Below are 26,728 nucleotides of genomic sequence, written 5' to 3'. Positions count from 1 at the left end.
CTTGTTCTTATTTTGTCAGTAGTCCTGTTTTGCGGATTGTAAGCATTGTACCGGTGTTATTACCCAGCAGACTACCACGATCTGTGGCACCTGAAGCGGTAAAGCTCCATCCGGTTAGTTTGCATGGTGAATAGGTTAGTTCCACTAGCGCTGAAGTATTTTTCTTAATATCTTTAAACGGTCTGTCATAAGTTCCCCAGTTGTCGCTGTGTGAAAGAAGTACTCTGTACTGCAATTCAGGGATTGGTTTGCCGGAGATACCCAGATGATGTGCTATAATGCGGTTATTAGTAAATGTAATCTGTCCGTTATTGTTATAAATAGGCGAAGTAAACAGTGGATTTCCTATTGCCATTCCCCAGTGTTGCCATCCGGTGTAAAAGCCATGATCGTAATAACCGTCACGGGCGCTGATCTGTTCATTGATCACATTGTTGTGATCCCAGTATACAGGTCCGCTTTGGTCTTTACTACCAATATATTCATAAACCACACCACTCACAAACGGATTGGCGGGAGGGGTTATCTCTATCCCAGCCATGCCATCTTTCCAGGGATACTGCATGAAGAGCATAGAATGGTCTTCAAAGTAATGCTCATAATAGGCATGCAAATTCCATCCTTTTACTTTATAGTTTAGTGAAAAATGCCAGCTTCCCAGTTGATTACCTTCAATGTTTTCCTGATCTGAAACCTGTGTCTTTTCTCCTCCGGCCATGGGTACAAATGCTTTAAAGTAATCTTCTATCCCGGAAGGCATCTTAAACATATTTCCGTTACTGTATTGTGTTCCTCCAAATTCAGATTCCATCTGCAACCCGAATTCAAATTTCAGCGGGCATATTTCTTCTTTCCCAATCTTTACATACATTGCTTTGGAATGATAAAGCACATCGGTGGTGCGTTTTCCAAGCGGTGTGGTAAACTCTTTTTGCCAGTTATCATCCGTAAAGCGACCGTAAGCTATATGTCCGCGGAAAGAGAGCCAGTGGTTGGTGCCCGGCACGGGGATATAATTGGGCAATCCGGCCCAGACTTGTGGAATGGGGCGTGCATTGCCCGAAATGGTGAGTCCGCCACTAGATAGTTGTGGGTTAACAAACTCGCCAGTGCGCTCTTTGCTTCCTATACTTAGCTCTAATTTGTGATATTTTACATCTACATAGGCTTGCTGGATAATAAAACTTGATGTGAAGTTATAGGCGCCTGCAAGTTCAAGACCGTAACCGTAAGAAATTATTTTGCTTGTATCCATTGGTTGGAATATGCCGGCTTCCATGTATCCGTTGTTCTTATTCAGTGAGGATAGGCCTTGTTTGTTGGCATTCAGCCATAAAGGGGAGTGGCTTCCGCTTGCAGTGGTTATTCCACTCTCAATGCTGTATGTAACTTTATCACTGCTTTGAGCCTGTGCTACTGTTGAGAGCAATGAAGCAGTAATAAGTATAGTTGTAATTTTTTTGATCATTTAGCAAAGATAACAACAATTTTCTTTTGTCTTGACACAAAAGAAACAAAAAGTCAAGGCTGCATTTTTTTTGCTAAAATAGTGATGCTTGTATCGGAAGGTGCTGAAACTCGCTTCGCTCAAACAGCAGCCCCTTCTTTTCGCTACAATCCTCACGATTTCTTCACGCAAAAAAAAAGAGGCCGGTCTTTCTGGTTCCTGAGCGTGCTACGGTTGTGGACCAATTAGCTTTGCTTCGCTCGCTTGTCACTTCGTGACGGTTTTTTGCTCGGCTTTGCCATTGTTTTGTACAGTAGTATATGATATATTTTTAATATTAGTAAGTAGCCTCTCATCACTGAGAGGCTTTTTTTGTTTATTCATCTTTCAGCTTCTGCATAATCTGTGCGTAGAGCTGTTCATAGTTTACCGGGCTTTCGTTATCGATCTGTTTTGTTACTTCGAAATAAACGAAAGGTTCGCAACATTCCTCTTGTTCACAACTGGTGGTGTAAATTACAGAGGGCACACGGGTGCCTTTTTGGGTGTTTCCATACATCTCTTTGTAACACCACGCCTCATGAAGAATTGGGTATTCCATGTTGGAGCTGTGAAACATTACATACCCGAATGGCGGTTTAATTTCTTCGCCGTACGTGCCGATCGGTTTCTCCGAGTAGAATTCTCTAAGCTCGCGTGGGAGGATGCTACGGATAAAAGTTGTCTTTCCTATGAATTGCTCGCCATAAATAAGTGGTACGAGGGTATTGCACTGTTTGCCGGAAAGTTCAGATTTTACCATACCACACAGCCATTTGGTAAGGGTTTCTATCCACAACGCCTGATTAGTGGTTTGCACGCGGTTAATAAAGGCTGTAAGGTGATCTGTACCGTCCCATTCAGGAAGGTTCTTGAAATAAACTTTTGGTGAAATAATTTTGTTCATTTTTTATATGTTTTTTAATACGCTTGCAAAGAAACAGGAATTGTTCCTGATAAAAAACGGCATTTTTGGTTTTCTTCTAAAGCCTTATAATTGTGTATATTACAACCAAAAAACTTAATGACAAGCGAGCGAAGCAAAGCTAATGAACGATGGCGCAGCCAAGTCCAACCCAAAAGCCGAGCGAGCAACGGCTACACGCTCCACAACCCCACCAAACGATGGCGAAGCCGAGTGACCAGCAAGACCGGCCTCATGAATTTAGCGTTAAGAAATCAGGGAGTGTGGACGTTAAGAAGGGGGTGCTGTTTGAGCGCAGCGAGTTTCAGCCCCTTTAGCTCCACGCTCCCTGATTTTAGTAAAATTCGTGCAGCCTTGATTTTTTGTTTCTTTTGCATCAAGGCAAAAGAAAAGAAGCAAGCCATTTCCAGACAGGGATAATTTCTATTGTTTTATCATTTTCCTGAATGGTTGATTCTTCATCCCAGGTTATGATCTCCATTTTTTTTGTAGCGTATACTTCAGAAAGTTTAATCAGGGCTTTTATCTCTCTTTGTCTTGTGGCATCGTCTGCAATACTGTAAGATACCTGGATGGCTCTCTTTTCGCCAGGCATGAAGAAGTCTACTTCTATGTTTTTGTTGTAGAAAAACAGTTCATCACCATAGTGCTTTTTCAGTGTGATGGCTACTATGTTTTCAAGCAATTTGGTCTCGGGATCAAACAGAAAGTTGTTTAGCAATCCGTTATCAAAGAAATATCTCTTTTTAAATGTTTCCTTGTCACTCAGTTTATCAGAGTAATTGGATATGCCAAACACTAAGTAGGCATCTTCCAGAAGCTGAAGATAATCTACCAAGGTATTGCGGGAAATGGTTGTTCCGGTTGAGTCAATGATATTTTTTATCCGGGCTAGTGATGAGGGTTGCATAACGCTTTCTGCCAGCTTCTTTACAAGAACTTTGATGGCATTCTCGTTTCTGATATCATTTCGTGAAATAACGTCGCCAAGAAGAATCTTCTGATAAAGTGAGTTCAGCCAGCTTCGTTTATCTTTCAAAGGGAATGATTCTGCAAAACCGCCAAAATAGAAATAATCATGAAAGGATTTTACTACTTGCAGACGAATGTTGCCATATTCCCAGTTACGATCTAAGGTGATTTGATGAAAGGTGAGGTATTCACTGAATGAAAAGGGGAACACTTCTTTTGCTATGAATCGGCCGCCAAGGGTGGTATGCATCTCTTTGCTGAGCATCTTTGCATTACTGCCGGTAATGAATACTCTGTATTTTGAATCGGCCAGACGGCGGGCGAACTTTTCCCAGCCATCTACATTCTGAATCTCATCCAGATAGATAATGGGTTTACCATCGAACATTTCATTATAACTCTCAATAAACAGGTTGAGTTCTTCCACTTTGACCGACGAAATTCGCTCGTCCTCAAAATTGATATACAGGATGTCTTCAATGGATGCTTGTTTTGTTTTAATCAGCGTTTGTATATGCTGATATAACAAATAGGATTTACCTGCGCGACGAAGCCCCACAAACACATAGTTGGCTGTTTCCTCCAACTCAAGTGGTCTTTCTACCAGCTCGATATTCAGAATTTCATTCTGTTTCTCAAGAATCAGACTTTTTATTACCCGCTTTTCCATAATTTATGCATCTTATTGATACAAATATAAGAATTATCTTTCAATATATTGATCAATAATATGCTTTTTCTTTTGGCTTGAACCAAAAGAAACAAAAGTTCAAGGCTGCATTTTTTTTGCTAAAATCGTGAGGCTTGTATCGGAAGGTGCTGAAACTCGCTTCGCTCAAACAGCAGCCCCTTCTTTTCGCTACAATCCTCCCAATTTCTTCACGCAAAAAAAATGAGGCCGGTCCTTCTGGTCGCTCGGCTGCGCCATCGCTCGGGTGGGGTTGTGGAATGGGTAGCTGTTGCTTCGCTTGGCTGTAGGAGGCTCGGCTTATCATATCACTTTAATAATGAGGCAATAAATAATGTGAAGTCAGTAATATCCCCATCAACACTTCCTTTTTCTATGGCTTTCATGTATTCTTGGCGTCTTTCAACAGGGACTATAGTCCAATTGTATCCGCCGGATATTAACATGGCATTCATCAAAAAACGTCCCATCCTGCCATTGCCATCCATGTAAGGGTGAATATATACAAATATAAAATGACCTAATACTGCACGGACACGTGCATCCTGTTCCTTTTTAAGCAATTCGAAAAGGACAGGCATTGCATCTCGTACTGCTTCAGGGTTTAGAGGTGTATGCAGTGAACCACGAATATAAACTTGCCCAGTACGATATCCAGCTAAATCGGTCGGCTTTAAGATTCCGGCAGTAACACTTGGAGCAAAAAGTTCTCGATACCATGTCCTATGATCGTTATCTATGACCTCTCCTGGATTTTCACCTTCCAATATGCGTTTTATACTACCTTTTACCGATTCAAAAGCCTGATAGTAACTACGGGCGGCCATTCTGAAGACTTTATGATTGCAAAACCACTCTCGTTCTGCAAATTTTGTAATACCTTCAACGATTTCGCTAGTTTTTCCTGAATTGCTGCCATATTTTTGTTATATTTTTAAAGCCCACCATTGCTTTTAAGGTCATTAAGAACATGATGTACACCCTTTAGTTTATCTTGTTGTTCAACTATTAGTTTATTCCGCTGTTTAATCATTAGTTTATCTTGTTGTTCAACTATTAGTTTATTCTGCAAATATACTATGAAATTACCAGTATAACAACCTGCTAAATCACTTTACAGCAACATAAAAAGTTAAAAATACCCTTTATGAATAAACGAAAGGTTCGCAACATTCCTCTTGGCGAATGCTGGTGGTGTAAAAGGATTACGAATATGGATGAAATAAAGTAAACAATGGCGCAGCCGAGCCCAACCCAAAAGCCGAGCGAAGCAACGGCTACATGCTCCACCACCGCAGCTCGCTCAGGAACCAAGAAAGACCGGCCTCATGAATTTTACGTTAAGAAATCTGGGAGTGTGGACGTTAAGAAGGGGGTGCTGTTTGAGCGTAGCGAGTTTCACCCCCTTTAGCTCCACGCTCACTGATTTTAGTAAAATTCGTGCAGCCTTGACCTTTTGTTTCTTTTCCGTCAAGGGAAAAGAAAAATCCCCATTACCAACAAATCAATGGTAACGGGGATTAAACTATTTAAGAGAGCTGTACTCCTTGCCAGCATCAAATGAAGGACAGGATTTCAGCCACTCATGACTCTCAATAACACCATCGCCATCGAGGTCGGGACTGAGGTCGCGATGACCCACTATTTTGCAACCGGGGTAATCCCTTAGAAGGGTGAGGAGCAGTACACGGAGTGAGTGGCGTTGCCATTCGGTGCGGGTGTCTGCCGGTTTTCCCAGTGCATTTAAGCCTCCCTCGTAACAGATGCCTATGCTGTGGGCATTATATCCCCTGGCATGTGCTCCGACTTTGTCCAACGGGCGGGTACTTTTTATACTGCCATCCCGGCGGATGTAGTAATGGTAACCGATGCCGTTGAAGCCTCTTTCCCTGTGGCTTCGCTCAAGATTGGCCTGGGTAAAGGGTTGGTCGGAGCGGGTGGCGGTGCAGTGTATCACTATCAGGTTTATCTCTCTCATACGCTACACAGGGTTTAGAGCACGCTCCTTGCAGGCGGGCACCAGGCATTGCTGCTTCAGCGCTTCGCTAAGGCGGGCGTTGAGGGTGATGATTTCCTGGTACATCTGCCGTACTTTCTCCGATAGCTCGAAGTAGTCGGTCTCAAAACGGGTTACCTGCTCCATCAGGTAGTCGAACTGGCTCTTTACCAGATCGGTGAACTCTTGCACCTCCCTGGCGCCCTTCTTCTTGAAGATGGGGAGCACCAGGGTGATTACATTCAGTAATTGGTCGATTACTTTCATTGCTGTTGTGCTTAACTAATTAATAACTGTGCCGCGATTAACCTACTTCGTTACCGCCATTGGTTACCTTCACCGGCAACTTAGGTACCTGGGTGTAATCCAGTGTTTTCAGCATTTTGCTGAGTGACTTGCCCGGGCGGAAGCTGATGCGCGCCTTTTTGATCAGGGAGCTGTTGAACTCTTCCTTGGTCACCGTACCGGTGCTGCTAACCGCGATCTGGAAGCTACCGAAGTCGCCCAGACGAATGATCTCACTTTTACCAAGTGATGTCTCCATAGTGGTGAGCAAAGCTTTAAGCACGGCTGCCACGTCGGCCGGTGTAGCGGTACATCGACTGTCTACATCTTTACAGATAGCGTCGAAGTCCATATCGCCGTGACCTTGCGCCTGTGCATAGAATTTTGCGGGTTCTGAACTTTTAGAGGGATTCTTTTTTGGAACTACAGAAAATCTTACTGCCATAATTGTTTGTTTTTTAAATGATTAATACTTTGTTTTTTGATTTCTGTACAAAGATAGGGCATGCGTATGCGGGGGGCACACGCATTGGGCAGTAATGGGTTTTTAGAGGTATTTTTTGAGCTTTTCTTTGTTCTTTTGTCTTGACACAAAAGAACCAAAAGGTCAAGGCTGCATTTTTTTTGCTAAAATTGTGAGGCTTGTATCGGAAGGTGCTGAAACTCGCTTCGCTCAAACAACAGCCCCTTCTTTACGCTACAATCCTCCCAATTTCTTCACGCAAAAAAAAAGAGGCCGGTCTTTCTGGTTCCTGAGTGTGCTGCAGTTGTGGACCAATTAGCGTTGCTTCGCTCGCTTGTCACTTCGTGACGGTTCTTTTTTGGCTCGGTTTCACCATCGCTTGGGTGGGGTTGTGGATCGTGTAGTCGTTGCTTCGCTTGGCTGGCTTCGCCATTGCTTGACTGTTCTGTACAATAAAAAAGGTGGAATCGGGTGCTTGGAAGAAAAGAAAATTATTTCCAGATTGGTTCGTGTTGCCAATTATTGAAAAAGCCTATCTTATAAATAGGAATGGTTGGATTGTCATTAAATAATTGCAGTAGTTTTGACTTTATGTGATTATTCGGGTCAATAGCATTGCAAAGATATAACATGGTAGTAATAACGTAGAATGGTTTTTTTGCTTGTACCTCAGTAATGCTGTATTGCAGCCATTGATGTGGTGGATTTAAAGGCGAAGTAGGACGCTTTACCATGTTGCGACTCCAGATGCGAGAATGGTGGGCTATAATATTACGCATATAGCTGATTGATTCTAACCAACTGGAAAGCTCGCTATGAAAGTTTAGCCCCATTTCATTTGCTATTATAGATTTTTGTGGAAGTTGATGTTTTAGGTTTTTATATATTTTTGAGAGGGTTCCCATAGTAGCAACTTCAAAAATAATCCATGCATCGGGATTAGCTTTTGGATGACGATTCCGAAAATCTTTAGCGAAAATTTCGCCACTGCGATTAAATTCGTTCTGTAACTCATCTAGCTGCTTGGTGAAAGTTTCTTTTTTTTCTACTAGATTGTCATTTTTGTACCATAATCCACCATAGGTTTGCGAAAGGTGATAAATCATTTTTGTGCGTAAGGCTATTTCTATAATTTCAATAGCATCAAATAATATTAATCGCAATTGACGATCAAAATTATAACGATCAATAGTGTCTTCAAAATAGGATCCGGGAGCAAATGTATGATTTACGCGGTCAAATTGCATATCCCACCAATAACCTTTAAGACGATAATAGCTGATGTGTTGTAGTTGCTTAAATGCTGCAGCTTCATCTCGGATAATCATTCCCCGGCTTTTTAGTAGAGCAATTTGCTCATCGATGCTTCTTGATTCTTTATTGGGCATAATAAAAAAATGACCCGATCGCAGATCTTACGGTATGCAGAACGGGTACTGTTATCTTTAAATGGGCAAAGCCCGATTTCTCTTTATGCAAAGATAGCATTAAAACTTTTATCATACAAGGAAACTAGTGCTTTTATTTTCTAAATTTATTTTTTATCATTTATATCGTTATCAAACGAAGGCAAAGCCGAACCTAACATAAAAGCCAAGCAAAGCAAAGGCAACGATGGCACAGCCAGCCGAGCGAAGCAATGACTAATTAGTACATAACCCAACCGAACGATGGCGCAGCCGAGTGACCAGCAGGACCGGCCTCATGAATTTTACGTTAAGAAATCTGGGAGTGTGGACGTTAAGAAGGGGGTGCTGTTTGAGCGCAGCGAGTTGGCCCAAAACAGCAGCTCGCTCAGGAACCAGCAGGATTGGCCTCATATTCGCAGCGTTAAACGGAATGAAAGGGTGGAGCGTTAAAAAGAAAAAGCTGTTTGAGCGAAGCGAGTTCTTTTTCTTTAGCGGAGACCTTTTATGGAGTAGCGGAGAATATGCAGCCTTGATTTTTTGTTTCTTTTGCATCAAGGCAAAAGAAAAAGTATTTGCATGAAGGCAAAAGAAAAAGCAGTTGCAATCAAGCAAAAAAGCATTTCAAAAAGTGCAAAATAGTAGCAAAAATACTAGGAAATCAACCTTTTATTTTGTAAATTTACTTCAAAATAAAAACAACCTTTATGGAGGAAAATAAAACCGAATTTAGAGTAAAAGCCTATGGAAAAGCCGAACTGGCAATGTTGTATAATCCGCAAATGTGTACGCGGGAAGCACTGCGGACACTAACCAGATGGATGGTAAGGAACGAAGAGCTGTATAGAGAGCTTCTTGTTATAGGCTATAAGAAGACCTGTAAGATTTTTACACCAAAAGAAGTCGGCATCATCACACACTACCTGGGAGAGCCGTAAAACTCCGACCGGATGTTGAACGAACTCCGACCGGAGTTGGAATGAAGTCCCGCCTGTGTTTTTGAAAAGCAGGCGGGACTTTTTTGTGTTTCTAATCGGTTGATTATCAATGCTGTTAGAAGCTGTTTTATAGCTTCATGAAGCTGCATTCCGGGACTTGCGGCAAGAAATGAATGTCGCTGTTTTTCTTAATAATGCAACCGGTTAGGGTGGGTTGGTTGGGTTAGGTTGGTTGTTTCTTATAACTTCCTATTTTTTTCTATTATATCATTCCTATAATAAGAACACTTATTCTATTTTTTTTCAGGAAAGTTATAGAATTATATCTAACCAACCCACCCAACCCACCCTGTAGTTTAATTCTCAGGGGTGTTGTAATTTAACTCCTGCTGTGTGGCATCGGGCTCTTTCTCTACCTCATCCTTGATGTGCAGGTTTAGCATAACCTCTTCATAACTAATAACATGCACCACGTATTTATAAACACCTCCCTTTGCCGGTATGCGCTCGTAGTCCTGGTCGTTCAATATCCGGCCGATGTTTACCTTTCCCCCATGATTGAGGACCAGACCAGTCCGGGTTTTAATCAGTATGGCAATTTGGCTCGCGGTGATATAGGAAATCTTGTCTCCCGTAAGTGGTTTACGAATGTTGGTGGCGATGAACTCCTCCTCTAAAGTTTGCTGCATGAAACTCTGATTGTGCTTGTTCACCTTCACCGACTCTTCCCTGGTAAACCAGTAGCGGAATTCCTCTACCATGAGCTTGTGCATTACGTGGGCATAGAGCTGTTCGTAATCCACGGCGCTGTTATTGTCGAAACTCAGTGCCTCGAAGCAGAGGTAACGGCGGTTCCCGGTTCTGTCCGTCAGTATATCATGGTTATTTGTGGTGGCAATAAACGAAGCCATGCGTTTACGCACCTGCATGATACGATCATACGGCAGGCGGATGTTCATCGTGGCACGGGTGATGAGGGCCTTGTACTGGTTCAGCTCGCGCCCGTTCATTGCCTCAATCTCCTCCGTGTTGATAAGCAGGCTTTGAAACACCTTTATCATGTCGTCCTTACTTTCTGTGTTGATTCTGTCCTCGCAATAGTAATCACGGAGAGCGGGTGGAAGTATGCTGCGCACGAAGGTGGTTTTACCCTGGCTCTGCGGACCTTCGAGGATAACCACGGTGTGATTCTGCACATTGGGCTTCACCACTGCTGCCACCATGGCACAAATCCATTTCTCGAAGCAATAAAACCAGTGATCCTGCCGGGTGGTTCTTACCTGCGAGGCAAACGCCCGGATGTTGTCCTTGCCGTTCCACGCGGGCAGGTTGAGGAAATATTCCTTCAGTGGGTTGTACGACGGACTGAAGTCGGAGTTGAGGATGGAGTAGAGCTGCTCTGCCGAACATTCCGATCCATGCTCGGCGAGCTCTACCCAGAGTGAGTTCCGGATGCGGTCGTCCACCGCCTCAAATACGGCATCGGGCTTGTTGGGGCAATACTCCAGTATTCCCTTGATTTCGTTGAACCGGAATTCGTACTTCTCCTTGAGGTAGCACTGTGCAAAGAGTACCCGGATTGCCTGACGGGTGAGCGGATGAATGCCGTGATTCTCCGTATTGCCGTATGCACTGCCTATAATGCTCTCCAATTCCTGTGTAGCAATGTCATCGTAACTGTTTGCCATGAGGTTGAAGAGAGCATCCTCGGGTATTCCTGCCTCGTTGCACTTGCATGCCAGGGTGAACAGGAAGTTATTACGGTTGCCGGGCTCATAGCTCTTGCTGCGTTGCAGCTGCATCTCGAGCACACGAAACAGCATGCTGCACGACTTCTTTGTCAGCTCACTTTTTCCCTTGTTTCTCTCAACGGGAAAATCTCCTGTATGGGTCTTTCCTGTTCCGCGGGCTCCTTTACCTCTTTTCCCGCTGTGTGCCCCCGCCTCCGGTGCAGAGGCAGAGAGGGGGAAGAACACGGAGTCCGGGTTGTAATAAGCTTCCGGATCGTGACACAGGTAGGTGATGCGGGGCAGGTCACTGCCCGAGGTATCTATCTTTACGCCTATCAGTGCTTCGTAATAGGGCACCAGTGAGCGGAACAGCCGCAAGTGATACTCGTTTATCACTGCTGTCTTCTCTTGCTGCGTGAGTGCTGCGGAATCGTCCAGTACCAGCGGTTCGCCGCACACAATAATCTTTACTCCCCGTTTGGGACTGGCATAGCGCACATGGGTATGCTTGTCCGCTTCAATTTTACGGCAAATTTCATCGAACTGTTCCGGCTTCACGCCGTCAACATCCAGCACGATACGTGATGCATACTCACTGATACACTCCGCCTTTCTCCTTCCCAGGAATGTGCCGGCGGGAGTGCAGCCCGGCAGCGTACCTTTCAGGCGGTTGGCCCCCTCGGTCTCGCCGGCACTGCTCAGCTGCCTTATCTGCGCTGTTTTTTCTTTGTGTTTGTCACTTCTGATCTCTGCCACGGCCTCTTCCATGGTGATCTGGGATACAATTTTTGAGTGGTTGATGATGTAACTCATCTTGCTCGAATTTTCCATGTTAAATGTGTTGTTATTTTAAGCTTTTTTAAAAGCTATTTTGTTTAATTGTGTGTTGCCGGTCAACGTTTGCAAAGTAACATTCTTTGTTTTTGATAAAAAACGGCATTTTTAATTATTTTCTAACACGCTTATTTTCATAGTTTAAATTGGCTTTTCCTTTTTTAATTCCCTCGTGAATGGCTGTGTGTTTAAGGTTTTCTTTCTTTCCATTTGCTCTTTTTACGTTTAAAATGCATGCTATAATAAGTCCGAAGTGATAGGAGTCTGTTCCTTTGTCATGAGTTATTAACCCACTGTGAATCAGTTCGGCAATGATTTCTCCGAACCTGTCGTTTGTGCCATGCCAGGTAATACATCCAAACTCTTTTTCAAGGTATTTTCTTGCTTTTGTTATTTTCTCGTGAAATTGTTTTGCATTGAGCCTTTTTTTCTTTTTACTTCTTTTGTTCATAGTTTGTTGATTGAATTAAAAAGGCAAATGTCTTGGTTTTTTTGTTCTTTTGGCTTGACTCCAAAATGCTTTTTCTTTTGGCTTGACTCCAACTGTCCTTTTCTTTTTGCTTGATCAAAAAGAAACAAAAAATCAAGGCTGCATTTTTTTTGCTAAAATTGTGAGGCTTGTATCGGAAGGTGCTGAAACTCGCTTCGCTCAAACAGCAGCCCCTTCTTTACGCTACAATCCTCCCAATTTCTTCACGCAAAAAAAAAGAGGCCGGTCCTGCTGGTCGCTCGGCTTCGCCATCGCTCGGGTGGGGTTGTGGGATATGTAGCCTTTGCTTCGCTCGGCTTGTCACTTCGTGACGGTTCTTTTTTCGCTCGGCTTCGCCATCGCTGCCGTTGCTTTGCTCGGCTTGTTTTTTAGTTTAATTATGTTACCTTTGTGGGCTAAAATTTTAATCAATACTATGGATAAATATCAGGAAATTTATATGCTTAGGAAGACAGATAAGGATAAGGCTTATGAGGTGGCAGTTGGTTATCATAAAAAGAATCCCGGGGATAAATATATAAGTGTTGCTTATGCATGGACTTTATATGATCAGGTGAAGAAAAGAATAGCGGAAAAAGCAGTGTATAAGGATGTTTCAATGTATATTGATGCTTATCTGGAGCTTGATTTAGAACGCCCATCTATGGTGCATTCTCAGTTTTTGTATCTTTTTGAAAAATTGCATTCAGATTTTCGCTTTCCATTAAGTAAGATTTTAGGCGGATATGAGAATTTTGATGATAATGATTGGAACTCGTCTATGTGGCAAGGAAAAAAGGTTTATGGAATAGCATACCGGATAACTGTTCTTTGGGCTAAAACTTTTTCAGCCAGAGGAAGAAATGATAATTTGCTTGATGTATTGGCTGAGGTTGAAACGGCTTTTGAAAAGGGTGAGTATAAAGATGAATTGAATCATCTCTATGTAAATTTGCTATTATTGGCAAGATGCTTTGACGAAGCAGAGGAATTTTGGATTTCTTATATAAAAAATAAAAACAAAATTGAAAACTACAAAGATTGGCTTACTCTTGCTGAAATCTACGCAGCAAAAAGGGAAGAAGAAAAAGAGATGTCTTGCTACTGTAAAGCACTTTCTTTTCAAGTAGATGAAAAATATCTGTCGAAAACAAAGAATAACTTCGGACAACTACTTTATCGTTTAAAAAAGTACGACGAAGCGAAAACTGAAATTGTTAAGTCGAAAAAAATCAGAGAGCTAAACATTGCCAAATATCAGACTTCATTTGTGTACAGTGATAAGTATAAATGGTTTAAAGAGGCAAATGAAAAAACAGACAACATTTCCTTTTATCATGAAAATAAAGAACTTGCTGAAAGTATTGTATATTCAGTAGAATAAAGAACACCACATAAAAGCCGAGCGAAGTAAAGCTAATTGGAGAACAATGGCGCAGCCAGCCGAGCGAAGCAAAGGCAGCGATGGCGTAGTCAAGTGACCAGAAGAATCGTCACGAAGTGACAAGCAAGCGAAGCAAAGCTAATTGGAGAACAATGGCGTAGCCAGCCGAGCGAAGCAAAGGCAGCGATGACGCAGCCAAGTGACCAGAAGAACCGTCACGAAGTGACAAGCGAGCGAAGCGAAGCTAATTGGTCCAAAACAGCAGCTCGCTCAGAAACCAGCAAGACCGGCCTCATGAATTTTACGTTAAGAAATCAGGGTGTGGGGAGCGTTAAGAAGGGGCTGCTGTTTGAGCGCAGCGAGTTTCAGCCCCTTTAGCTCCACGTTCACTGATTTTAGTAAAATTCGTGCAGCCTTGATTTTTTGTTTCTTTTGCATCAAGGCAAAAGAAAAGGACAATTGTATCAAGAGCCCAGAACTTTGTCTAAATTCCATGCTGATAGATGTTCGATACCCTCGTTTGTGGGAATTTTATAGTCGTCCATACTCACCACATATTTATCAAAATTATCATCTATGAGCTTCAACGAACGATATTCTCTTTCGACGGTCTGTTCTTCTGTCAATTGAAGTGTAACTTGTAAGTAAAGTTTTCTATCCCCCTTAATAGCTACGAAATCAACCTCTGCATCTTTAATTGTTCCTACGTAAACCTGATATCCTGCACGTCTTAAACTTAGATAGACAGCGTTTTCCAGGAGATAACCAAGACCATAGCCATACCCCGAATAAAGATAGTTGCGATAACTTAAATCATTGAGGTAGAATTTACAGTTGCCTGAAATGGTATCCTTTCCCTTGATATTATATCTCTCTGCACGATGCACTAAGAAAGAGTTTTCAAGATAGGTTATATATGTTGATAATGTTTCGTAATTGGTCTTTCTTTTTTTTGATGCAAAGAAATTTATGATGTTTGTAACCGACACGATGTTTGCAGCACTATTTACCAAATAGACAAACAGGTTATCCAATAGTTTGATATCTTTAACTTTATATCTACTCACAATGTCTCGCAACATAACAGTATCTTTAATTGAAGATATATAGTTCTGTTTCATCTCATCGCCGGATAAGTTAAAGAGCTCGGGCAAGGCTCCGCTTTGAAGATATTTTTTATAACTGTTAATACCTACTTCCTGCTCCGTTATTCCGCAATACTCTGTATAGCTAAATGGAAATACCTCAAACTTTACATAACGACCAGACAAAAGAGTTGCCAACTCACCCGACAGCAGATTGGAATTTGAGCCGCTAATGAATAGTTCACAAGGTTCGGCAAAATCTTGTGAATGGGAGTTTACAAATCGTTCCCACCCTTCAATATACTGTATTTCATCAATAAAAAGATAGACTTTACCCTCTGGCTTTAACTCCTGAAGGTATGCTTTGTATAATTCCTCTAATTCAATAACACTCCGTAGTGTTATAAGCTCCATATACTCTTTGTTTATGTAGAGTATATTTTCGCTTTTAACCCCTTGTGAGATTAGTTTAGATGCTATTTGACGCAAAATATAGCTTTTGCCTGCACGGCGTTGTCCAACCAATACTTTGATTAATTTATTGCCAATGCATTGCCCGATTTTGTCGGTATAGGCTGTACGTCTGTAACCTGTATCAACAGGGTTAGCATCCCAGAAATTATACTTTCTGATGGAGTTTATTAATTCAATCATAGCCGAATATTTTTTGTAAATATAGGAATTTTCAAATACACTTGAATATTTTAGATGGTTTTTTATTTGTGGTTTTTTGAATATTGCAACTGTCCTTTTCTTTTTGCTTGATCAAAAAGAAACAAAAAATCAAGGCTGCATTTTTTTTGCTAAAATCGTGAGGCTTGTATCGGAAGGTGCTGAAACTCGCTTCGCTCAAACAGCAGCCCCTTCTTTTCGCTACAATCCTCCCAATTTTTTCACGCAAAAAAAATGAGGCCGGTCCTGCTGGTTGCTCGGCTTCGCCATCGCTCGGGTGGGGGGTGTGGACCATGTAGCCTTTGCTTCGCTTGGCTTTTAGGTTAGACTCGGCTTCGCCATCGCTGCCTTTGCTTCGCTTGGCTTTTAGGTTAGACTCGGCTTCGCCATCGCTGCCTTTGCTTCGCTCGGCTTTTAGGTTAGACTCGGCTTCGCCTTTGCTTGGGTGGGGTTGTGGACCAATTAGCGTTGCTTCGCTCGGCTGTTACTTCGTGACTTTTTTTTGGTGAGTTTGTATTGTTATCGACTGAAGATGAACTTATTAAATGTACGGAAAATGCTAGGATGGTTAAATGGTAAGTTTAAAAAAAAATCCTCTGAATAAATCAAAGGATTTTTAAATAAATGAAAGATATTTTGCTGATTAGTTTGCTTCTTCTTTGTTCTTTTTTGCAGCCTTTTGATAAAGTTCTTCTTGTAGCATCATAAACTCTGCTATAAGTTCAATTGGTATACATGGGTCATTCTCGTCAACGGCATTACTCATCAAATGTTGAATTTCATCTGAGAGAGAGAGGTATTGCTGTATTTCCGGTTCAAAATGACTTAACGAACTTAATATTATTTCTTTTTTCACTGACTTTGTGTAATCCATTTTTTTTGTTTTTGTTTATTTAATTTTCGGCAAAGATATAATTATTTTTAAATTAAGCTATAAAAATAGATAAGTAATATTGATATTACAAAGATGCCAGAACTTCGTATAAATTGCCAGCCGAGCGAAGCAAAGGCAGCGATGGCGCAGCCAAGTGACCAGAAGAATCGTCACGAAGTGACGAGCGAGCGAAGCAAAGCTAATTGGAGAACAATGGCGCAGCCAGCCGAGCGAAACAAAGGCAGCGATGGCGCAGCCAAGTGACCAGAAGAACCGTCACGAAGTGACAAGCAAGCGAAGCAAAGCTAATTGGAGAACAATGGCGCAGCCAGCCGAGCGAAACAAAGGCAGCGATGGCGCAGCCAAGTGACCAGAAGAACCGTCACGAAGTGACAAGCAAGCGAAGCAAAGCTAATTGGAGAACAATGGCGCAGCCAGCCGAGCGAAGCAAAGGCTACACGCTCCAAAGCTGTAGCTCGTTCAGAAACCGGAAAGACCGGCCTCATGAATTTTACGTTAAGAAATCAGGGTGTGGGGAGCGTTAAGAAGGGGCTGCTGTTTGAGCGCAGCGAGTTTCAGCCCCTTTAGCTCCACGCTCACTGATTTTAGTAAAATTCGTGCAGCCTTGACCTTTTGTTTCTTTTCCGTCAAGGGAAAAGAAAAGAATATTTATATTTGTCATTGCTTTTCCAATGAAATGTTAATCCCAAATCTATATGAAAAAAATTGCATTGTTATTTACCTGTATAGTGCTAACTGCATTAATCTCGGTTGTAAAAGCTCAAACACCGTTTTCAAGAGGAGTGAACCTTACCGGATGGTTTCAGACGGCTTCAGCTCACGATATTCAGTTCTCAAAATACACAAAGAAAGATTTTGTTAATATCAAAAGTCTTGGATGTGACGTTATCCGCCTTCCCGTTAATCTGTTTTACATGACCAACGGAAATCCTGATTATACAGTGGATCCGCTGTTTTATGATTTTATGGACCAGGCGGTAAGTTGGGCTGAGGAGTTACAAATCTATCTGATTCTGGATAATCACTCCACCGATGATATTGCCAGCAAAAACCCTAATCTGGAGACGGCTCTTACAAAGGTGTGGTCTCAGGTGGCTATGCATTACAAGGATCGCTCTTCTTATATTCTATACGAGGTTTTGAATGAGCCCAACGGATTGACAACATCTGCCTGGGGAGCTATTCAGCAAAAAGCAATTACTGCTATCAGGGATGTTGATACTAAGCATACTGTTGTGGTGGGACCCTCCGGCTGGAATACCTATAGTGAGTTGAATCAATTGCCATACTATACTGATACGAACTTATTGTATACTTTCCATTTTTACGATCCGTTTGTCTTTACGCACCAGGGTGCCAGCTGGCCATCTCCGTCGATGACTTCCCTTGCCAATGTGCCTTTTCCATATAATGCGTCGGCTATGCCAACTGTTCCCGCCGATCTTGCCGGTACGTGGGTGGCCGGTTCGCTGAATAATTATAAGAATGAAGGTACGGTTGCTAAAGTTAAATCTCTGATTGATATTGCTGTGGCTTTTAAAACGGCACGTAATGTAAATTTGTATTGTGGTGAGTTTGGTGTGTATATTCCAAACAGCAATAATACTGACAGGGCGTATTGGTATGGACAGGTTAGCAGTTATCTACAGTCTAAAGGTATTGCCTGGACTACCTGGGATTATCAGGGAGGGTTTGGACTGTTTAACAAGGGTTCCAATCAGCAATTCGATTATGATTTGAATGTGCCGTTGCTTAATGCTCTTGGTCTGACAGTTCCCCCGCAGCAGGTTTATACGCTGAAACCCGACTCGGTGGGATTTGATATCTATACTGATTATACGGGTGAGAATATGCTGGAGTCGGGCGCTAATGGTGGGGCTGCAACTGATTTCTATTCCGATAGCAAACCTAACAATGGGAAGTACTGCCTGAGCTGGCGTGGTAGCAGTCAATATGGATCTGTGGGGGTGGATTTTGTGCCCGACAAGGATTTGTCGAAGCTCAGAGCACAAAATTATGCGTTGAGTATGCTTGTGAGAGGAAATACTCCGGGTACTAAATTTGATCTTCGGTTTATGGATACTAAGAAGGATGCTTCCGACCATCCGTGGCGTATGAATTTTACTATAGACGAAAATACCGTGAAATGGGATGGTAAATGGCATAAGGTATTTATTCCGCTAACCCGTTTTGTGGATGGTGGCTCGTGGGATAATGGTTGGTTTAATCCAACAGGGGCATTTGACTGGAGCGCAACGGATAGGTTTGAAATTGTGGCCGAACAAATGAATATGACGGGAAAAACGTTGTGGTTTGATAATATTCAGATTAGCAATATAGATAGTGCGCAGGTTTATGAATCGTCTGTTTTTACGGATATCAGGAGAATGCAGTCGGATGATTTACTTTTGAGAGTGTTTCCTAACCCTGTGCAAAACTCAACTGAGATAAGCTACACTCTTACTGGTGATGAAAAGGTGGATGTTGGTATTTACAACCTGAACGGACAAAAAGTAAGATCGCTTTTAAGTGCCCGGCAGTCATCGGGCAATCATCTGTTAGCCTGGAATGCAGATTCGGATGGCGGAAGCAGGCTCTCTAAAGGAATTTATTTTTGCCGGGTTATAATTTCCGGGCAAATTACTGTAGTTAAGGTTATTCTTTTGTAACTGGCCTTTTCTTTTTGCTTGATCAAAAAGAAACAAAAAATCAAGGCTGCATTTTTTTTTCTAAAATCGTGAGGATTGTAGCGGAAGGTGCTGAAACTCGCTTCGCTCAAACAGCAGCCCCTTCTTTTCGCTACAAACCTCCCAATTTCTTCACGCAAAAAAAAAGAGGCCGGTCCTGCTGGTTTCTGAGCGGGCTACGGTTGTGGAGCGTGTAGCCGTTGCTTCGCTTGGCTCTTAGGTTAGACTCGGCTTCGCCATCGCTGCCTTTGCTTCGCTCGGCTGTTGGGCTCGGCTTCGCCTTTGCCATTTGCGAAGGCTGAAAATAATTAAGTGAATTAATTGATAAACAGATTTGTTTATCAGGATTTTATTATTAGATTTGTGTCTACTAATAGAAATAATATGTTACCTAAAATAGAAAAAATAAAAGGGGTCCATCCTGGTGCTGTTCTTAGAAGGGAATTGAAACGAAGAGGGATAGAAAGTAAATTGTTTGCTTTATCTTTAGGTGAATATCCTCAAACAATTAATGCTATCAGTAAAGGTAGAAGAGGTATTAATCCGGCGTTGTCTATAAAATTAGGTCATGCGCTGGGTGTTGATGATGAATATTTTGCACTTTTACAAGCTTATTATGATATAGAGAAAGAGCGTAAAATGTTACTTGAAAACCAAACAAAACCTGACCTGGCAAAAATTCGCAAAATCTTATTTTGGGACACTGATATAAACAAAATTGACTGGCAAAAAAATAAACGAGCTATAATCAGACGAATTTTTGAACGTGGTAGTGATTCTGAAATAAAAGAAATTATTTCATTTTATGGAGAAGAGGTAGTAATTGGAGAATTAAAAGAACTACCTCAATTCTTACCAACACTTTCAATGAATGCAGATAAATATTTTGGCATAAACCTAATCTCCACTAATGATGCAAACAAAACTACATAAAGAAACAGTATCCGATGCACTTTGGTGGACATTAAAGCAATTAATGGAGATTGAAGTACTTTTACCTTTCAGGCTGGTTGGAGGAACTTCTTTAAGTCTTCAGTTAGGTCATAGAATATCTGTAGATATAGATTTATTTACTGATGTAGAATATGGAAGCATTGATTTCGATCAGATAGACAGAAAATTGCAGGACAAATTTTCTTTTGTAGAAATGCAGTATGAAGGAAATAATAGTTTTGGTAAAAGTTATTTTATAGGCCAAAATGAAGATGATATTGTAAAGGTTGATTTATTCTATACTGATAAATTCATTCGTCCAGTACTTGTCTATGATTCTATACGTATGGCTTCTATTGAAGAAATTACTGCAATGAAAATGGAGGTTATTGGACAAAATGGTAGAAAAAAGGATTTTTGGGATATCCATGAACTTATGGATGTTATGTCAATTAAACAAATGATTGAACTCCATTCAGAACGTTATCCGTATACTTTTACTCCAGAATATTTAAAAAATAAATTAATTGATTTTCAATATGCTGATGCTGATTTCGACCCTATCTGTTTGAAAGGGAAATATTGGGAGTTAATAAAACAAGATATTGAGGAGGAAGTCAGTCTTCTTTAAATACAATTACTGTTGTTATACCAAGAAATTAAGGATAGTTTGAGAACCATCACGAAGTGACAAGCCAGCGAAGTAAAGCTAATTGGAGAACAATGGCGCAGCCAGCCGAGCGAAGCAACGGCTAATGAACGATGGCGCAGCCAGCCAAGCGAAGCAACGGCTACTTCGTTCCCCAATCCCACCGAACGATGTCGCAGCCGAGTGCCCAGAAAGACCGGCCTCATGAATTTTACGTTAAGAAATCAGGGTGTGGGGAGCGTTAAGAAGGGGCTGCTGTTTGAGCGCAGCGAGTTTCAGACCCTTTAGCTCCACGCTCCCTGATTTTAGTAAAATTCGTGCAGCCTTGATTTTTTGTTTCTTTTGCATCAAGGCAAAAGAAAAAGCAGTTGCACATTTACATTAAAAGCAAATTATTAATCTTAAAACCTCTGTATAGTCTATTGGTGATATACTGAATATTTCTTGTAGATGAAAATTCTCTCGAAATAGATAAAAGGTTGATGTTAATTGGTGGTGATTATGGAGCAAAAAAATAGCACCAGATTGCTCTGATGCTATTTTTTTGTTTTAAGTTTCGATAAGTACCCATGCTACTAATGAAAAAAAGGTTACAGCTATAAGAAAGCCTGCTCCAATCATGAGATACTTTTCTAGTTTTTCGTGCTCTTTATTAATGAAGCCAGCTTCATTACGTTTATAGAGCCACTTGTTTAATTTACTCATCTCTACCTCGAATAATTTAGTTAATTTTTAGACTAAAATATCAGAGGGAGTTGTTCCTTCCAAATATTGAATGGTTATTTAACTAATTTTTAAGTTTTAGTAGTGGTTTTTGATTTAGTTAAGCCATTATTCGGCTTTTTCTTTATTATTGCGGTATTTTTGCCTTATTGAGCTTTGTCTCTTTCTTTCTTTTCAAAAAAATGAGCAATTGTATGAATGCAAACCAAATAATCATATCAATGGCAAATACGATATTGACATTTAAGATTTTAGTCAAGCTGATATTTAAAATAACAAATATCTCGGCACAGGTTACCAGCCATAAAATTGTTTAAAGAGATTTTCATTTGCATTATTGTTTTAGAGTTGTTCTTTTCTCTTCGCTCGGCTTAGCCATTGCTGGCTAGTTGTGGAGTATGAAATGACTATTATATATTATGTAAAGATGTTATTGCCAGTTTAAATAACATAACATAAAATAAATGATAATGTTATGACTAAATTCCTAGTATTTAAGGGTAAAATATATGCTATACATTATTATTGATATTATCAATTTGATTTACATTTAAAATATTTTTTTCACTTAAAAACTGTTAATATGGTTAACGGGTAATTCAAAAGTGCTATATTTGTCAAGAAAATAATCTTAAAAAGATACTAAAACATAATTATAGAATGAATAGTTTTGCGGAAAGATATGGTTATATAACACCAACTAAAATCTACCTCAGGGAAAAATTAACACCTGAATTAACAAATGCAATATGTAATAATATTGAACTGTTACGGGATAGAAACTATGCATTATTCTATAGTCTGGAAAGATATATGTGGTATAAGGTACTGAACAAGCGTTTAAAAGACTTTGGAAATATTACAAAGGGCTTTAAAACCGTTACCATTGAATATATAGAAAATCCGGCTTGTTTGTGGTATGAAAAGTTTAATTATCTCGAAAGATTTATTGCCTGCCTGAAAGAACAGGATGAAAAAGAATATATCTGGTTTACAAACCAATTAAATTCAAGCTTCAAATCTCAATATTTTGTTTACCGCATTAAGAATGGACTAATTGTAGAGATTAATCCGGATGAAGAGGATAATCTTCAAATTCCTCTCGCATTACCTCAATTACCTGTAAATAAAGGAAATTATATTCGAAATACGTTAAGAACTCTCTTTCAATTGTTGCCATTATAAATTTTTGCAACTGGCTTTTTCTTTTGGTTTGACTCCAAATACCTTTTCTTTTTGCTTGATCAAAAAGAAACAAAAAATCAAGGCTGCATTTTTTTTGCTAAAATTGTGAGGCTTGTAGCGGAAGGTGCTGAAACTCGCTTCGCTCAAACAGCAGCCCCTTCTTTTCGCTACAATCCTCCCAATTTCTTCACGCAAAAAAAAAGAGGCCAGTCCTTCTGGTCGCTCGGCTTCGCCATCGCTCGGGTAGGTTGTGGACTAATGAGCTTTGCTTCGCTCGCTTGTCACTTCGTGACGGTTTTTTGCTTGGCTGAGCCTTTGCTAGTGGGTTGTGGATCAATGAGCTTTGCTTCGCTTGCTGTCACTTTGTGACGGTTCTTCTTGGTTTGGCTGAGCCTTTGCTGGTGGGGATTGCTTTGCTCGACTGGCTTCCTTATTTCTCGGATTTACCATCGTTAGGACAATTTTTGCTTGTTTACTCCAGACAGAAAAAGATGATATGATGCTTGTTATTATGCTAAGTAAACATTATCTTTGCGAAACATAATTATTGCAGATATGAAATTTGTCGATAGAATAGAAGAGAGTGGGCGACTGACTAAAGCACTTGCAGCAGACAACACATCGTTTGTTGTTGTTTATGGTCGTAGACGTTTGGGTAAATCAACGCTGATAAAACGTGTTCTGACCTCAAAAGATGTCTATTATCTTGCAGACCAAACTGAGGCAATACACCAAAGAGAAGTGTTGGCTAAGATGATTGCTAGTGTTATTCCGGGGTTCGATAAAGTTATTTATCCGGATTGGGACTCCTTGTTAGATACATTGAATGACAGACTGGACAAACGGTTTACATTATGTATTGACGAGTTTCCATACCTTGTTTCGGCTTGTCCGGAGTTTCCGTCTATCCTGCAAAAGAAGTTGGATTCAAAGGCGTTAAAGTATAATTTAATCGTGTGTGGATCATCTCAACAGTTAATGTATGGATTGGTATTGGATAGCACATCTCCTTTATATGGGCGTGCAGATGTAATACTTAAAATTGCGCCAATTAAATTGCCATATATTCAGCAAGCACTGAAACTGTCAGACGTAGAGGCAGTAGAAGAGTATGCTGTATGGGGTGGTGTTCCCCGTTACTGGGAGTTGAGAGAGGGTGATAAAAATCTCCTTGATTCGATAAAGCATAATATGTTATCGGTAAACGGCACTTTATATGAGGAACCTATGAAGTTGTTTAAAGATGATATGAATGATATTGTAAAAACCGCTACCATCATGTCTTACGTAGGATTAGGAGCTAATAAGCTCTCTGAAATTGCGGGTCGGTGTGGGGAAGTTTCTACAAATCTTTCTCGTCCGTTATCTAAATTGATGTCTTTAGGTTATCTCGAAAAAGAGTTGCCATATGGGGAAGATGAAAAGAACTCCAAAAAAAGTCTCTATAAAATAAGTGACCCTTTCATGAATTTTTATTTTCGATTTATCGTACCCTATCGCTCTTTCATAGAGTTAGGAAGAATAACCCCTATCTTATCAGCTTATGAGAATCAATTTTCAGCCTTTGTGGCTCAGTATTGGGAAAAGTTATGTCGTGAATCTGTTTCCGGCAATGATATAGACGGTGTTACTTATGGTATAGCTCGCAGGTGGTGGGGGAATGTTTCCCGTACTGAAAAAATTGAGATAGATGTTGTTGCAGAATCGTTAGATAAGAAATATTTGTTCGTTGGTGAGTGTAAATGGACAGCAGGAGAAAATACTGACAGATTAATGTCTGAGTTGAAAAAGAAAGCTGAAAAATTGCCATTTGCCAAAAACCATATAATAGTGGCAAAACTATTTCTAAAAAATCACCCTTCCGGCGAAAGTAAAGATGTACTATCGCCGGCAGATGTAATACGCTTGATGAGACAATAGAATACTAAGCCGAGCAAAACAAAGAAAAAACAACGATGGCACAGCCGGGCCCAACCCAAAAGCCCAGCGAAGCAAAGGCTACACGCTCCAACCCCCATCAGCGATGGCGCAGCCGAGTGCCCAGAAAGACCGGCCTCATGAATTTTGCGTTAAGAAATCTGGGTGTGGGGAGCGTTAAGAAGGGGGTGCTGTTTGAGCGCAGCGAGTTTCACCCCCTTTAGCTCCACGCTCACAGATTTTAGTAAAATTCGTGCAGCCTTGATTTTTTGTTTCTTTTGCATCAAGGCAAAAGAAAAGGCATTTGCAATCAAGGCAAAAAGCAGTTGAAATCAAAAAAAAAGCAGTTTGACCCCAAGACCAAAAAAAGCCTAAAAAATCAAACTGCCAACTCAAAAAAATAAGATTATTTCTTTATAAGTAAAGACTCAATAGGATCATCATACTGAATCTGAAGTTTTACAAGCTCCTTTTTCAAAAGAGCGGTAATCTTCTCAACCCCCTTAGTACCATAAAGATTAACCATTTCGTGAGGATCATTCTTGAGATCATAAAGCTCCCATTTATCAATATCATTATAAAAATGAATAAGCTTATAACGTTCCGTGCGAACACCATAATGACGCTTCACAGCATGCTCTCCCGGATATTCGTAGAAGTGATAATAGAGCGACTTGCGCCAGTTTTTAGGCTTTTCACCTTTGAGCAGTGGTAACAGAGAAACGCCCTGTATGTCTTGCGGAATCTTAACGCCGGCCAACTCGAGGAACGTAGGAGCATAGTCGATGTTCTGCACCAGTTGAGGAATTTTTGCTCCTTTGCGTGCAGCAGAAGGATAGCGCATAAGTAGCGGGGTGCGGAAAGACTCCTCGTACATGAAACGTTTGTCGAACCATCCGTGTTCGCCCATATAGAATCCCTGGTCGGAAGTGTAGACGATAAGCGTGTTATCCAGCAAGCCTTCTTTCTTGAGGTAATCGAGCATGCGACCAATGTTGCGATCCACCGAACGGATTACGCTCAGGTAATCGTGCATGTAGCGCTGATATTTCCATTCTGCCAGTTCCTTTCCGGAGAGTTTTCTGGCTTTAAAATCCTTGATGATGGGTTCATAGTAAGCATCCCACTTTGCCTTTTGAGCAGAATCCAGGTTACTGTAGAGTGCACGTCCCCAGCCTTCCAGTGAGGTGTTTGAATGAATCTCATTTTCCTTATCCGCCATTTTAAGGTCGTAAACAATATCCATGTCTTTGAATATGCTCATTTCCTGTTCCGAGGCAGCCACCCTTCCCAGGTATTTGTCGTAGAAGTTTTCGGGTAGGGGGAATTTTACATCATCGAATGCACCCAGGTCGCAGGTATCGGGCATCCAGGTGCGGTGAGGTGCTTTGTGGTGCAGCAGCAGACAGAACGGTTTGCTCTTGTCTCGTTTTTCGCCAAGCCAGTCGATAGCCAGATCGGTGACAATATTGGTGGCATAGCCGTGAATCTGTTTTTTTACCCCGTTGTCTATAAAGTGTGGGTTGTAGTAATCTCCCTGTCCGATAAGGATGTTCCAGTAATCGAACCCGGTAGGATTGGAGGTGAGATGCCATTTTCCTACCACGGCAGTCTGGTATCCCGCTTTCTGTAACAGCTTGGGGAATGTTTGCTGACTGCCATCGAACTTATGTGCATTGTCTATAAATCCGTTTTTGTGACTGTGTTTGCCGGTGAGCATGCAAGCGCGACTGGGACCACTGATGGAATTGGCCACAAAGCTGTTGGTAAAAACGGCTCCATCGTTGCCAATACGGTCGATGTTGGGTGTTTCAATAAACCTGTGATCGTATGCACTGATGGTTTGAAAAGAGTGGTCATCGCTCATGATAAAGAGGATGTTCATGGGTTTTTTGGTGGCTTCTTTGTTGGTTGAAGCATGAGAGGTAGCAGCTACTGCTGTGATACCCATCAATAAAATCTGTTTTCTGTTCATTATGATATTAGTAACTAAATTAAGTTAGTGTTATGCTCCTTGTATGATGGTAACCGTAACGGGTGCAAGTCCGAAAGTTGGGTGAAATGTTACAGTCTGGGTGCGCGACTCACCGGTTTTATTTGCCGCAATGTAAATGGTAATGGTTTTATTGCCCGAGCCATAAATAGTGTAGGAGGTTACGGCAGCGTTAAAACCGCACCAACTACCGGTAGGCACATCAATCCACCAGCCATCTGTTCCGGCTGTAATGGTGGCTGTTATTTGGGTGGCTGCCGCACCAACGGTTGTGTTTTCATTGACCTTCACGCTGAACGGTGAAGGTTCTGGTTTGTAATTAACTGATTCGTCTTCGTTGCTGCAACTGCTCAATGCCAGGCAGGTGATAAGCGTTAGCAGGATGTATTTAAGATATGTCATTTTTACTCTTC

The 26,728-nt window shown here is 41.2% G+C and carries 23 protein-coding genes and 1 pseudogene; 9 read left to right on the top strand and 15 right to left on the bottom strand.

All coding sequences use genetic code 11. The annotated features are described in order from the left end of the window. Positions 1–7 precede the first annotated feature (7 nt). The 8 genes and pseudogenes from BUC21_RS03775 to BUC21_RS03730 all read right to left on the bottom strand — a co-directional run bounded on the left by BUC21_RS03775 (position 8) and on the right by BUC21_RS03730 (position 8,203). Positions 8–1,465: a capsule assembly Wzi family protein gene (locus tag BUC21_RS03775; protein ID WP_073399625.1), complete on the bottom strand. Its 1,458-nt coding sequence runs from the start codon at positions 1,463–1,465 to the stop codon at positions 8–10. A 358-nt stretch (positions 1,466–1,823) separates the two neighbouring features. After that, positions 1,824–2,393 carry a VapE domain-containing protein gene (locus BUC21_RS03770; RefSeq protein WP_073399351.1) on the bottom strand — a complete coding sequence of 190 codons (570 nt, stop codon included), beginning with the start codon at positions 2,391–2,393 and terminating at the stop codon, positions 1,824–1,826. 394 nt (positions 2,394–2,787) lie between these two features. Continuing rightward, on the bottom strand, positions 2,788–4,053 hold the full coding sequence (locus BUC21_RS03765) for an ATP-binding protein (RefSeq protein ID WP_073399349.1): 1,266 nt from the start codon (positions 4,051–4,053) through the stop codon (positions 2,788–2,790). A 326-nt stretch (positions 4,054–4,379) separates the two neighbouring features. Then, positions 4,380–4,898, bottom strand: a pseudogene (locus BUC21_RS03755) (Fic family protein); the annotation flags it as partial. Between the two features lie 698 nt (positions 4,899–5,596). Continuing rightward, positions 5,597–6,049 (bottom strand): N-acetylmuramoyl-L-alanine amidase, encoded by a 453-nt coding sequence (locus tag BUC21_RS03750; protein WP_073399343.1) that lies wholly within the window; start codon positions 6,047–6,049, stop codon positions 5,597–5,599. 3 nt (positions 6,050–6,052) lie between these two features. After that, entirely contained in the window at positions 6,053–6,334 is a 282-nt protein-coding gene (locus BUC21_RS03745; RefSeq protein ID WP_073399341.1) for a hypothetical protein, read from the bottom strand. Between the two features lie 37 nt (positions 6,335–6,371). Continuing rightward, positions 6,372–6,797, bottom strand: coding sequence for an HU family DNA-binding protein (locus tag BUC21_RS03740; protein WP_073399339.1), 426 nt, complete (start codon positions 6,795–6,797; stop codon positions 6,372–6,374). Positions 6,798–7,306: 509 nt separating this feature from the next. Beyond that, on the bottom strand, positions 7,307–8,203 hold the full coding sequence (locus BUC21_RS03730) for an Abi family protein (protein WP_073399335.1): 897 nt from the start codon (positions 8,201–8,203) through the stop codon (positions 7,307–7,309). A gap of 316 nt (positions 8,204–8,519) precedes the next feature. Here BUC21_RS03730 and BUC21_RS16380 point away from each other — a divergent pair, with 316 nt between their 5' ends. Together BUC21_RS16380 and BUC21_RS03720 are read left to right on the top strand one after the other, a co-directional pair. After that, the gene (locus BUC21_RS16380) at positions 8,520–8,804 is read left to right on the top strand and encodes a hypothetical protein (protein WP_175550471.1); all 285 of its coding nucleotides are present in this window, start codon (positions 8,520–8,522) and stop codon (positions 8,802–8,804) included. 124 nt (positions 8,805–8,928) lie between these two features. Beyond that, complete coding sequence (locus BUC21_RS03720; RefSeq protein WP_073399330.1) at positions 8,929–9,159, top strand: DUF4248 domain-containing protein; 231 nt, start codon at positions 8,929–8,931, stop codon at positions 9,157–9,159. Between the two features lie 356 nt (positions 9,160–9,515). On the opposite strand, the gene BUC21_RS03715 is transcribed toward BUC21_RS03720, so the two are convergent. Continuing rightward, positions 9,516–11,720, bottom strand: coding sequence for a VapE domain-containing protein (locus BUC21_RS03715; protein ID WP_083547584.1), 2,205 nt, complete (start codon positions 11,718–11,720; stop codon positions 9,516–9,518). Positions 11,721–11,835: 115 nt separating this feature from the next. Continuing rightward, positions 11,836–12,174, bottom strand: coding sequence for a hypothetical protein (locus tag BUC21_RS03710; protein ID WP_073399326.1), 339 nt, complete (start codon positions 12,172–12,174; stop codon positions 11,836–11,838). A gap of 454 nt (positions 12,175–12,628) precedes the next feature. Between BUC21_RS03710 and BUC21_RS03705 the strand changes: the two genes are divergently transcribed. Continuing rightward, positions 12,629–13,576 carry a DUF7017 domain-containing protein gene (locus tag BUC21_RS03705; RefSeq protein ID WP_139261243.1) on the top strand — a complete coding sequence of 316 codons (948 nt, stop codon included), beginning with the start codon at positions 12,629–12,631 and terminating at the stop codon, positions 13,574–13,576. A 464-nt stretch (positions 13,577–14,040) separates the two neighbouring features. Here BUC21_RS03705 and BUC21_RS03700 read toward each other — a convergent pair whose 3' ends face one another. Further along, a complete protein-coding gene (locus BUC21_RS03700) occupies positions 14,041–15,315 on the bottom strand; it encodes an ATP-binding protein (RefSeq protein ID WP_073399322.1) in 1,275 nt (424 codons plus the stop codon). 661 nt (positions 15,316–15,976) lie between these two features. After that, positions 15,977–16,207, bottom strand: a complete 231-nt coding sequence (locus BUC21_RS03690) for a hypothetical protein (protein WP_073399318.1) — start codon at positions 16,205–16,207, stop codon at positions 15,977–15,979. A gap of 716 nt (positions 16,208–16,923) precedes the next feature. Here BUC21_RS03690 and BUC21_RS03685 point away from each other — a divergent pair. From BUC21_RS03685 to BUC21_RS03675, 3 genes are all read left to right on the top strand, one after another. Next, positions 16,924–18,897, top strand: a complete 1,974-nt coding sequence (locus BUC21_RS03685; protein ID WP_073399316.1) for a cellulase family glycosylhydrolase — start codon at positions 16,924–16,926, stop codon at positions 18,895–18,897. Positions 18,898–19,299: 402 nt separating this feature from the next. After that, positions 19,300–19,848 (top strand): helix-turn-helix transcriptional regulator, encoded by a 549-nt coding sequence (locus BUC21_RS03680; protein ID WP_073399314.1) that lies wholly within the window; start codon positions 19,300–19,302, stop codon positions 19,846–19,848. Further along, positions 19,829–20,479 (top strand): nucleotidyl transferase AbiEii/AbiGii toxin family protein, encoded by a 651-nt coding sequence (locus tag BUC21_RS03675; protein ID WP_073399623.1) that lies wholly within the window; start codon positions 19,829–19,831, stop codon positions 20,477–20,479. The genes BUC21_RS03680 and BUC21_RS03675 overlap by 20 nt, the downstream gene beginning before the upstream one ends. Positions 20,480–21,046: 567 nt before the next feature. On the opposite strand, the gene BUC21_RS16375 is transcribed toward BUC21_RS03675, so the two are convergent. Then, the gene (locus BUC21_RS16375) at positions 21,047–21,202 is read right to left on the bottom strand and encodes a hypothetical protein (RefSeq protein WP_175550470.1); all 156 of its coding nucleotides are present in this window, start codon (positions 21,200–21,202) and stop codon (positions 21,047–21,049) included. Positions 21,203–21,880: 678 nt separating this feature from the next. On the opposite strand from BUC21_RS16375, the gene BUC21_RS03670 reads away from it, so the two are divergent. The 3 genes from BUC21_RS03670 to BUC21_RS03660 all read left to right on the top strand — a co-directional run bounded on the left by BUC21_RS03670 (position 21,881) and on the right by BUC21_RS03660 (position 24,325). Continuing rightward, entirely contained in the window at positions 21,881–22,405 is a 525-nt protein-coding gene (locus BUC21_RS03670) for an AbiJ-NTD4 domain-containing protein (protein ID WP_073399312.1), read from the top strand. Between the two features lie 51 nt (positions 22,406–22,456). Beyond that, entirely contained in the window at positions 22,457–22,774 is a 318-nt protein-coding gene (locus BUC21_RS03665) for a hypothetical protein (protein WP_073399310.1), read from the top strand. Between the two features lie 186 nt (positions 22,775–22,960). Next, entirely contained in the window at positions 22,961–24,325 is a 1,365-nt protein-coding gene (locus BUC21_RS03660; RefSeq protein WP_073399308.1) for an ATP-binding protein, read from the top strand. Between the two features lie 403 nt (positions 24,326–24,728). Here BUC21_RS03660 and BUC21_RS03655 read toward each other — a convergent pair whose 3' ends face one another. Continuing rightward, positions 24,729–26,297 (bottom strand): sulfatase family protein, encoded by a 1,569-nt coding sequence (locus BUC21_RS03655; RefSeq protein WP_073399306.1) that lies wholly within the window; start codon positions 26,295–26,297, stop codon positions 24,729–24,731. Positions 26,298–26,327: 30 nt separating this feature from the next. Beyond that, on the bottom strand, positions 26,328–26,717 hold the full coding sequence (locus tag BUC21_RS03650; protein WP_073399304.1) for a BACON domain-containing protein: 390 nt from the start codon (positions 26,715–26,717) through the stop codon (positions 26,328–26,330). Positions 26,718–26,728: the final 11 nt, after the last annotated feature.

The sequence above is a fragment of the Bacteroides luti genome (assembly GCF_900128905.1).
GTDB lineage: Bacteria > Bacteroidota > Bacteroidia > Bacteroidales > Bacteroidaceae > Bacteroides > Bacteroides luti.
This window is presented reverse-complemented; position numbering and strand designations above follow the sequence as displayed.